Raw genomic sequence first — 7,871 nt, forward strand, 5'->3', positions numbered from 1 at the left:
CGTTACCGTGGCCCGCGGTCCAGGGGCTGCATCAGCAGCTCCGAGATCTCCTCGCGGCGGACGGTGTCGCGGGCCGCGTGCTGGCTGAGGAAGATGGCGTTGAGCAGCTGGTCGGTGGGGCGCAGCGGCCCGTCCGCCTCGGCCTGGACGAACCGGTCGACGATGTCGCGGTTGTTCTCGTAGGCGCCCGGCCCGAAGTGCGCCTGTACCAGCGCGGCGAGTCGCTCGTCGCGCGGTGCCCTGAGGTCGAGCGGGATGCAGCGGCGCAGCAGCGGGGCCGGGAAGTCGCGCTCGCGGTTGCTGGTCATGACGACGAACGGGAAGGCACGACAGCGCACCCGGCCGTCCGTCACCCCGACCCGGCGTCCGTCGTCGGTGAGCACCTCCACCAGCGGCTTCCGGTCGGCGATCCGCTTCAGCTCGGGGATGGCGAACCAGCCCTCCTCCAGGACGTTCAGCAGGTCGTTCGGCAGGTCGATGTCGCTCTTGTCCAGCTCGTCGATGAGCAGGACCCGGGGCCGGTCGGAGGCGAGCAGGGCGGTGCCGAGCGCGCCAAGCGTGATGTAGCGGCCGATGTCCTCGGAGACCGGCTCGCCCGTGTCCGTCGTACGCTCCAGCTGGGCGTCCTGCAGGCGGGCGATGGCGTCGTACGTGTAGAGCCCGTCCCTGAGTTCACTGCGGCTGACGATCGGCCACTCCAGGACCCGGCCGAGTCCGAGTTCGTACGCGATGGAGTGCGCGAGCGTGGATTTGCCGACGCCCGGCTCCCCGGTGACCAGCAGGGGGCGCCTCAAGTACAGGGCGGCGTTGACGAGTTCGAGGGTCTCGGTGTCCTGGATGGGCAGCGGGACGGTGCGCTCGCCGAGCCGGCGGCGGGTCGAGGAGTCGAGTGCCGGGACCTCGTACGGCACGGCCGGAGCGTCGAACGCCCGCCACGGTGGTGGGTCCGGCAGGCGCTCGATCTTGTCCGGATTCGGTTGCCCCGTGCCCTCGTAGATGAACCACTGGCTCATGGTGTGCTCCTCGCCGACGGTCGGTGGTCTTCCACGTCCTGGCCGACGGGGGCATGGGGCGCCCACAACGGGCCCCTGAAAATGTACCCAGCACAGGCCTTTGAATCCGCGTTTTTCGGCCAGCGGCCGGGCGTCCGTCCGGCGGCAGTCACGGCGATGGCGGTCACAGCGGCGGCGGTCACAGCGGTGCGTCCAGTGGTTCGGACTCCTCCGCGGGCAGGGGGCGCCGCGGGTCGTCGTAGAGGAGGGCCAGTGGTTCCGCCCAGCGGCTGCCGTCCTTGCGTTCGCTGATCTCCTGCCGTATGTGGCGCAGACGGTCCGGGAGTTCGGCGAGCGAGCCGAGGGTGCCGAGCAGTTCCTCCGCCTTGGCGTAGAGCGTGTCGCACGCCGCGGTGCAGGTGTGGGCGGCCTGGCCGCCGATGTGCCAGAGGGCGACGCCGTGGCCGTTCTCCAGGGCGAGCCGCATCGCGGTACGCCCGCTGCCCCGTCCGGCCGGGCGGCACATCACGGGGACGAGATCGCAGGCGGCGTTCCGGTAGCTGCGGGCGTCCTGGACGGCGCCCCGCGCGGGGGTGCGCCAGCCTCCGAAGCGCTGCTCGGCGGCCATGCCCTGCCAGCGGTCGGCCCAGAGTTTGTCCGGTTCTCCACGGCGCGCGAGGGAGCGCAGCACGACTCTGCGGCGTGCGCCCAGGTGTCCGGCGTAGTCGAGTTCGGCGATGTCGTCGAACCGCCAGCGGTGCACGGCGGTGTCGAAGTGCTCGGCGGGCAGGGCGACTTCGAGGGGGGCGGGTCGGCCCTCCTGGTCCTTCCCCCGCAGCAGCCTGCTGAGCGGTTCGCGCAGGGCCTGGACCAGCTGGCCGGGCAGGAATCCGTGCACCGAGCCGTCGGCCTCGTACAGTTCGGGTTCGCTGTCGGCTGCGCCCTCGTCGAGCCAGATCTGCCAGAAGAAACGGACCGGCTGCGAGCCGATCACGGGGTCGAGGAGCACGGCGACCGTGGGTCCCTCGCCGGGGCCCGGGTAGGGAATCACGAGGCGCTCCGGCGCCTGGCCGGGCGCGGGCAGCAGACCCTCGGGAAGGCGGACCTCCCGGACCAGGGCATGCAGGGGCCGGTTCGGATTCCTGCGCAGCCGCTTCCTGATCCAGGCACTCAGCTCGGTGCAGTCGCCGCCGCGGGAGCGTGTGTACTCCTCCACGAACCTCAGGTACCGCAGGAACGTGAGCGAGCCGAGGGCGTGTTTGCCTTCGTAGAGCAGTCCGTGCCCGTCGCGCCAGGTGAGCAGTTCCGGGGTCTCCCCCGGCCATTTGTTGTCGCTGCGGGCGCCGGCCGCGAGGAGCTCCACGGTGGGGGCGTCGGGCGGCGCGGGCAGGTCGGCGAGCAGACGCAGTGCCTCGCGCCGGTCGCGGGGCGTCCACCCCTCGCCGTCGTCGGCCGACGGGCCCGCCTGCAGGTCGATCCAGTTGTCCCCGCCCTCGGAGACCGGCTCGCCGCCGTGCCACCGGTCGTGCGCGTCCATCACGGTGCGGTACGTCTGCCCGAAGCGGCGCAGCGCGCAGACCGCGACGGCCTTCCCGCCGTCCTGCTGCTTGCGGCGCGACTTGACCAGCCCGACGACCGCGCCGGTCTCCGGGTCGAGCAGCGGGCCGCCCGAGACGCCGCTCGGGAAGTCGACGTCGGGCTTGATGATCAGCCCGTAGGTGTCCTCGTGGCCGTTGATCTCGGCGTCCACCGACCTCAGGCGGGTGTGCGGCGGCTCGGGGTAGAAGCCGTACACCTTGACCGCGCCGGAGTGGCGCACGGCCCGGTCGGCGAGCCATACGCATTCGTGCGGGTGGTCGTCGGGGTCACCGGTCAGCCGGGCCAGCGCCAGGTCCTCCTCCAGCGGTACGACGGGCCGGTCCGGGTCGGTGAGCAGCCACTGTTCGAGCCGGGCTTCGGCGTCGACGCCCACGCCGCGCACGCGGAACGGGCGGTCGCGGTCGGCCTTGAGGTGGGGACGCAGCACATGTGCGGCCGTCAGCACCCAGCCCGGCGCGACGAAGAACCCGCTGCCCCAGGTCGGCCCGTCACCCTCGGCGGACAGCAGCTGCACCGCGGCGGCCTCGGCGAGGGTGTGCAGACGGTCGTTCCGCTCGGTCATTGCGCGGACGCGTCGCCGGAGGTGCCGGTCGCGGGCCGCTCGCCGAACTGCCAGGTGAGCGTCACCTCCAGGGAGGCCTTGGCCTCACCCCGGGCGAGCACCGCGACCGCGAGGCCCTCCTTGGCGGTCAGCTCCACCCCGAAGGTGATGGCGGCCTCACTGGGCCTGGCCGCGCGCGCCGCCTCGACGACGGTGCCGCCGACGCCCCTGATCAGCTCCTGGAGCTGCTCGACCTTGGCGACGGCGGCCTCGGTGAAGCCGACGTCCTCCTGGTCGCCGTAGGCGTCCCCCGCGCCGATACGGGCGGTGATCACCGTGCCGTCCGGCAGTTCCACGTCCTGGATGTGACTCATGCCGCTCCCCCGTCGAGCCTGTGCCGCGTCCAACCGACCGCGGTCGGTACCCACTTGAACTGCGACGAGGCTAATGGGCCGGTCGGTTGCACGCGACCCCGCAAGGCATACGAATCCGGGCGCGCACGGCACTGCACCCCAGGTCGTTACCCTGAGGAAGTAGGCCCCAGGGGCTGTCCCGTCCGCATCAGGAGCAAGAGTTGTACTTCACCGACCGAGGCATCGAAGAGCTGGAGAAGCGGCGCGGCGAGGAGGAGGTCACCTTCGAGTGGCTCGCCGAGCAGCTGCGTACGTTCGTCGACCTCAACCCGGACTTCGAGGTTCCGGTGGAGCGGCTGGCGACGTGGCTGGCACGCCTGGACGACGAGGACGACGAGTAGGAGTCCGGGTCCGAGTCCGAGTCCGTCTGTCGGGGGCGCCCGCGTGGCGCCCCTTTTCGTGGGCCTGAGCGCAGGGCTTTCGTGGTGCTACGCGGCCTCGGTGAAGTCCCTGCGGTTCGGCAGCGCCCCAAAGGGGCGCGGGGAACTGCGCGACCAGCCACGATGATGCCGCAGCCGAAAGACGGCACATCGCCGCACATCCCGCGGAGCACTTAGTCCCACGGCCGCATCGGTTCGCACGCCAGCCCCAACGCCCCGTGCGCCAGGAGCAGCGCCCCCACCGCGGTCCATCCGCCGCTGCGCCGCCGTACGCCCCAGACCGTGAGCGGGAGGCCCGCGGCCAGCTGGGCCAGAAACAGGGCGCGCGCCTTGGGAGTGCCCGACCCGGGCAGCCACGCGCCCAGGCTGCCGCTCCCGACGGCGTCGAGTTCCGCCCGGACCGCCTCGCGCCCGCCCGGCCACTCGACCGGGCGGGCGTCCGGCAGAGCGCGCGCGGCCTCGTGGAGGCGGTCGGAGGGTTCGCCCAGGGGGATGCCGTCGGGAAGGGCGACTCCCGCGCGCGTAAGGACGGCGACCAGGGCGCGCAGGCGGGCGCGGGCGTCGGCCTCGGGGTCGGGTTTCGTGAGCTGGTCCAGGGCTTGTACGTCGAGGACCGGGTCAAGGCCCAGACGGGCGGCGAACGTGCGCATCGCCTCGTCCTCGCCGGCGGGGGTGCCGTTCGCGAGCCAGATGTAGCCGACGGGCCGACGGAAGCCCGACGCGAGGGTGAAGCCGGCGCGGTCCGCGTCCCACCACAGGGCGAGAACGGGCCAGGGGGCGCCGACGGCGAGAGCGGCGGCCCAGCCGGTCAGGACGCGGTCGACGGGTTCGCCGCCGTGCCGCCAGGGCCTGCCCTCGGGAAGGAGCACGCTCCAGCCGGCCCCGGCCGGGGCGAGCTGCATGCGTTCGCGCAGCAGATGGGCGGCGGGGGCGACGGACTCGGGTTGTGCCCGGCACAGGAGCAGGGCACCGGCGTTCGACATGGTCACACGCTAGGGCGATTCGACCGCTTGGTCACTTTTGCACCCTTGAAGATCCCCAGAACGAGTGTCTTGACTTTCCCAGTCCGCGATATATCGTGAATTACAGGAGACGCGATATGGCGCGTTACGACGGGGAGGTCTGCACGATGTCCGAGTGGTCTGTCGCTGAGCCGCGGAAGCTCACATTCGACAAGCCCGTGCGCGAACTCCACGTACGCATCGTCAACGGAACGGTGAACGTGGTGGGCACGGACGAAGGTTCCGCCCGGCTGGAGGTCTCCGAGATCGAGGGACCACCCCTGCTGGTGACCCAGCAGGGCGGCACGCTCACAGTGGCGTACGACGACCTCCCATGGAAGGGCTTCCTCAAGTGGCTCGACCGCAAGGGGTGGCGCCGAAGTGCCGTCGTCTCCCTCGCCGTCCCGGCCGACACTCGCGTGGAGGTGGGGGTGGTCGGCGCCGCGGCGGTCATCTCCGGAATCGAAGGCCGTACGGAGGTGAAGGGGGTCACCGGGGACACCACACTGGTGGGGCTGACGGGCCCGGTGCGCGCCGACACCGTCTCGGGGAACCTGGAGGCGCAGGCCCTCCGCGGCGACCTCCGCTTCAACTCCGTCTCCGGGGATCTGACGGTGGTCGAGGCGGGCTCCTCGGTCAAGGCGGACTCGGTGAGCGGCTCGATGATCGTCGACCTCGATCCGGCCGGCCGCCCCACCGACATCATCCTGGCGAACGTCTCCGGCGAGATCGCCATCCGGCTGCCCCACCCGGCGGACGCGCAGGTGGAGGCGAACACCGCGAGCGGGACGGTCTCCAGCGCCTTCGAGGACCTGCGGGTCAGCGGCCAGTGGGGCGCCAAGAGGATCACCGGCCGGCTCGGCTCGGGCAGCGGAAGCCTCAAGGCGACGACGGTCTCGGGCTCGATCGCCCTGCTGCGACGGCCTCCGGCGGAGGACGAGGCGTGGGACGTGGAGCCGGAGGACATCGGCCCCCTGGTCGAGGACGCGGTCGAGGCGGGTTCGGAGACGGCCGCGCAGGCCGCCCCGGCGAGCACCCCCGCGACCGGACCACACGACGACTCGGGGGACAATTCCGTTTCCGGCCAGGACGACGACTCGACCGAGGACTCCACCGACGCCCCGGCCGACGGCACGACCGACAAGAAGGTGCTCTGACATGCCTCCCGTCTTCGCCCACGGCCGCCTGCGCCTGTACCTGCTGAAGCTGCTGGACGAGGCCCCGCGCCACGGCTACGAGGTGATCCGCCTCCTGGAGGAGCGGTTCCAGGGGCTGTACGCACCCTCGGCAGGCACCGTCTACCCCCGCCTGGCCAAGCTGGAGGCCGAGGGCCTGGTCACCCACACCACCGAGGGCGGCCGCAAGGTGTACGCCATCACGGACGCGGGCCGCGCCGAACTGGCCGACCGCAGCGGTGAGTTGGCCGACCTGGAGCTGGAGATCCGCGAGTCGGTCGCGGAGCTCGCCGCCGAGATCCGGGCCGATGTGCGCGGCGCCGCGGGCGATCTGCGGCGCGAGATGCGCGCCGCGGCCACGGAGGCCCGGCGGGGCACCGGCGGCAGGGCGCGCGGCGAGCAGGACGGCTCTCTCGGGGACTTCGGGGAGTTCGCCGACAAGGAGTCCTGGCGGGCCGCGAAGGAGGAGATGCGGCGCGTCAAGCAGGAGTGGAAGGAGCAGGCCCGGCGCGCCAAGGACGAGAGCCGCAGGGCCCGTGACGAGGCCCAGCGGGCCCGGCGCCAGGCCAAGGAGGCGCAGGAGCAGGCCCGGGCCCAGGCACAGGAGGAGCTGCAGCGCATCGCCAAGCGGGTGCAGGACCAGGTGCAGGACCACTTCGCGCGGGGCGACTGGCCGACGGGGGTCCGGGAGGGCCTGACCGAACTGGCCAAGGAATTCGGGGACTTCGGGAAGGACTTCGGCAAGGAGCTCGGAAAGGACTTCGGGTTCGGACGGGGCACCGGCGCCACCTCGGCACCACACCCCGAGTACTCGCACACCGAGGAGGACTTCCCGGCGGAGTACGAACCGTCGTGGGCCCACGAGGACGCCACCGGCAACCCGCCCCGCGACCTCGACCGCCTGCTCGACCGCTTCCGGGACGACATCCGCGACGCGGCCCGGGACCACGGCGTCACGGACGACCAGCTCCGCGACGCCCGCCGCCATCTGTCGACGGCGGCGGCACACATCGGGGCGATACTGCGCAAGCCGAGAGTCTGAGAGCCGACGGGCCGCTCTCGGTCAGGTGCACTGCCAGAGGAAGCGGCCCTCCTTGCCGTCCGGCGAGAGGAAGGCGTAACCGACGCCCGCGTCACCGAAGTTGACGTAGAAGGGCAGTTCCCCGGCGTCCAGCTGGACCACCAGCCGCCATCCGTCGCCGGGCGTCTCGTCGCCCTGGAGCCAGTGCGGTTCGACACCGGGCCCGCCGAGGAACTGCCAGGGCCGACGGTCGTCCTCTTCCTCATCCTCCGGCTCGCCGACTTCCGGGTCCCCGACCCCCGGCTCATGGCTGGCCCCCGCATTGGGCACATGGTCGGCCCCCGCGCTCGGCCCCTCGGCCCGTCGCTCGACGCCGACGAAGTCCGGGATGCTGCCGCCGGGTTGGATCACCAGGGCGTTCTCCCCGCCCTCCGGCTCCCAGGTGCCGTCGGCGTGCTCTCCCTCGCCCCCGGTCATGAACAGATAGGCGAGGCGGCCGCCCTCCAGGGCGAACTGGCCCAGGAACTCCATCGGCCGACCGGCCTGACGCGACAGCGGCCACTGCGGCTCCTCCAGCCACACCGGCTGCCCGCCCACCTTGGTCACCGCCTCACGCACGGCCCCGCCCGCGGGGACGAACACGAGCGGCACAGGCTCGGAAACGGTCATGAGAGCTCCGTAAGTCGTCAGGTGGTCCGGGAGGCCCCACCCTAGGACCCGCCACGGCCCCCAGACCCGGCACGCATGCC

8 protein-coding genes are annotated in these 7,871 nt (G+C 72.2%); 3 read left to right on the top strand and 5 right to left on the bottom strand.

Annotated features, from left to right (window positions below):
* Positions 1-2 precede the first annotated feature (2 nt).
* The 3 genes from P2Q00_RS48505 to P2Q00_RS48515 all read right to left on the bottom strand — a co-directional run bounded on the left by P2Q00_RS48505 (position 3) and on the right by P2Q00_RS48515 (position 3,506).
* Positions 3-1,013: an AAA family ATPase gene (locus tag P2Q00_RS48505; protein WP_275781393.1), complete on the bottom strand. Its 1,011-nt coding sequence runs from the start codon at positions 1,011-1,013 to the stop codon at positions 3-5.
* A gap of 178 nt (positions 1,014-1,191) precedes the next feature.
* The gene (locus P2Q00_RS48510; RefSeq protein ID WP_275781394.1) at positions 1,192-3,153 is read right to left on the bottom strand and encodes a VMAP-C domain-containing protein; all 1,962 of its coding nucleotides are present in this window, start codon (positions 3,151-3,153) and stop codon (positions 1,192-1,194) included.
* On the bottom strand, positions 3,150-3,506 hold the full coding sequence (locus P2Q00_RS48515; RefSeq protein WP_275781395.1) for a CU044_2847 family protein: 357 nt from the start codon (positions 3,504-3,506) through the stop codon (positions 3,150-3,152). Before P2Q00_RS48515 ends, P2Q00_RS48510 begins: the two co-directional genes overlap by 4 nt.
* Positions 3,507-3,706: 200 nt before the next feature.
* Here P2Q00_RS48515 and P2Q00_RS48520 point away from each other — a divergent pair, with 200 nt between their 5' ends.
* Positions 3,707-3,886: a DUF6104 family protein gene (locus P2Q00_RS48520; RefSeq protein ID WP_003992906.1), complete on the top strand. Its 180-nt coding sequence runs from the start codon at positions 3,707-3,709 to the stop codon at positions 3,884-3,886.
* 212 nt (positions 3,887-4,098) lie between these two features.
* Here P2Q00_RS48520 and P2Q00_RS48525 read toward each other — a convergent pair whose 3' ends face one another.
* Positions 4,099-4,908, bottom strand: a complete 810-nt coding sequence (locus P2Q00_RS48525) for a hypothetical protein (protein WP_275781396.1) — start codon at positions 4,906-4,908, stop codon at positions 4,099-4,101.
* Positions 4,909-5,054: 146 nt separating this feature from the next.
* Here P2Q00_RS48525 and P2Q00_RS48530 point away from each other — a divergent pair, with 146 nt between their 5' ends.
* Both P2Q00_RS48530 and P2Q00_RS48535 read left to right on the top strand, forming a co-directional pair.
* Positions 5,055-6,083, top strand: a complete 1,029-nt coding sequence (locus P2Q00_RS48530; protein WP_275781399.1) for a DUF4097 family beta strand repeat-containing protein — start codon at positions 5,055-5,057, stop codon at positions 6,081-6,083.
* 1 nt (position 6,084) lies between these two features.
* Positions 6,085-7,143 carry a PadR family transcriptional regulator gene (locus tag P2Q00_RS48535; RefSeq protein ID WP_275781397.1) on the top strand — a complete coding sequence of 353 codons (1,059 nt, stop codon included), beginning with the start codon at positions 6,085-6,087 and terminating at the stop codon, positions 7,141-7,143.
* Positions 7,144-7,164: 21 nt separating this feature from the next.
* Here the strand turns inward: P2Q00_RS48535 and P2Q00_RS48540 are convergent, their stop codons facing one another.
* On the bottom strand, positions 7,165-7,791 hold the full coding sequence (locus P2Q00_RS48540) for a YwqG family protein (protein ID WP_275781398.1): 627 nt from the start codon (positions 7,789-7,791) through the stop codon (positions 7,165-7,167).
* Positions 7,792-7,871: the final 80 nt, after the last annotated feature.

This window comes from Streptomyces coacervatus, assembly GCF_029223485.1.
GTDB classification, from domain to species: Bacteria; Actinomycetota; Actinomycetes; order Streptomycetales; family Streptomycetaceae; genus Streptomyces; species Streptomyces coacervatus.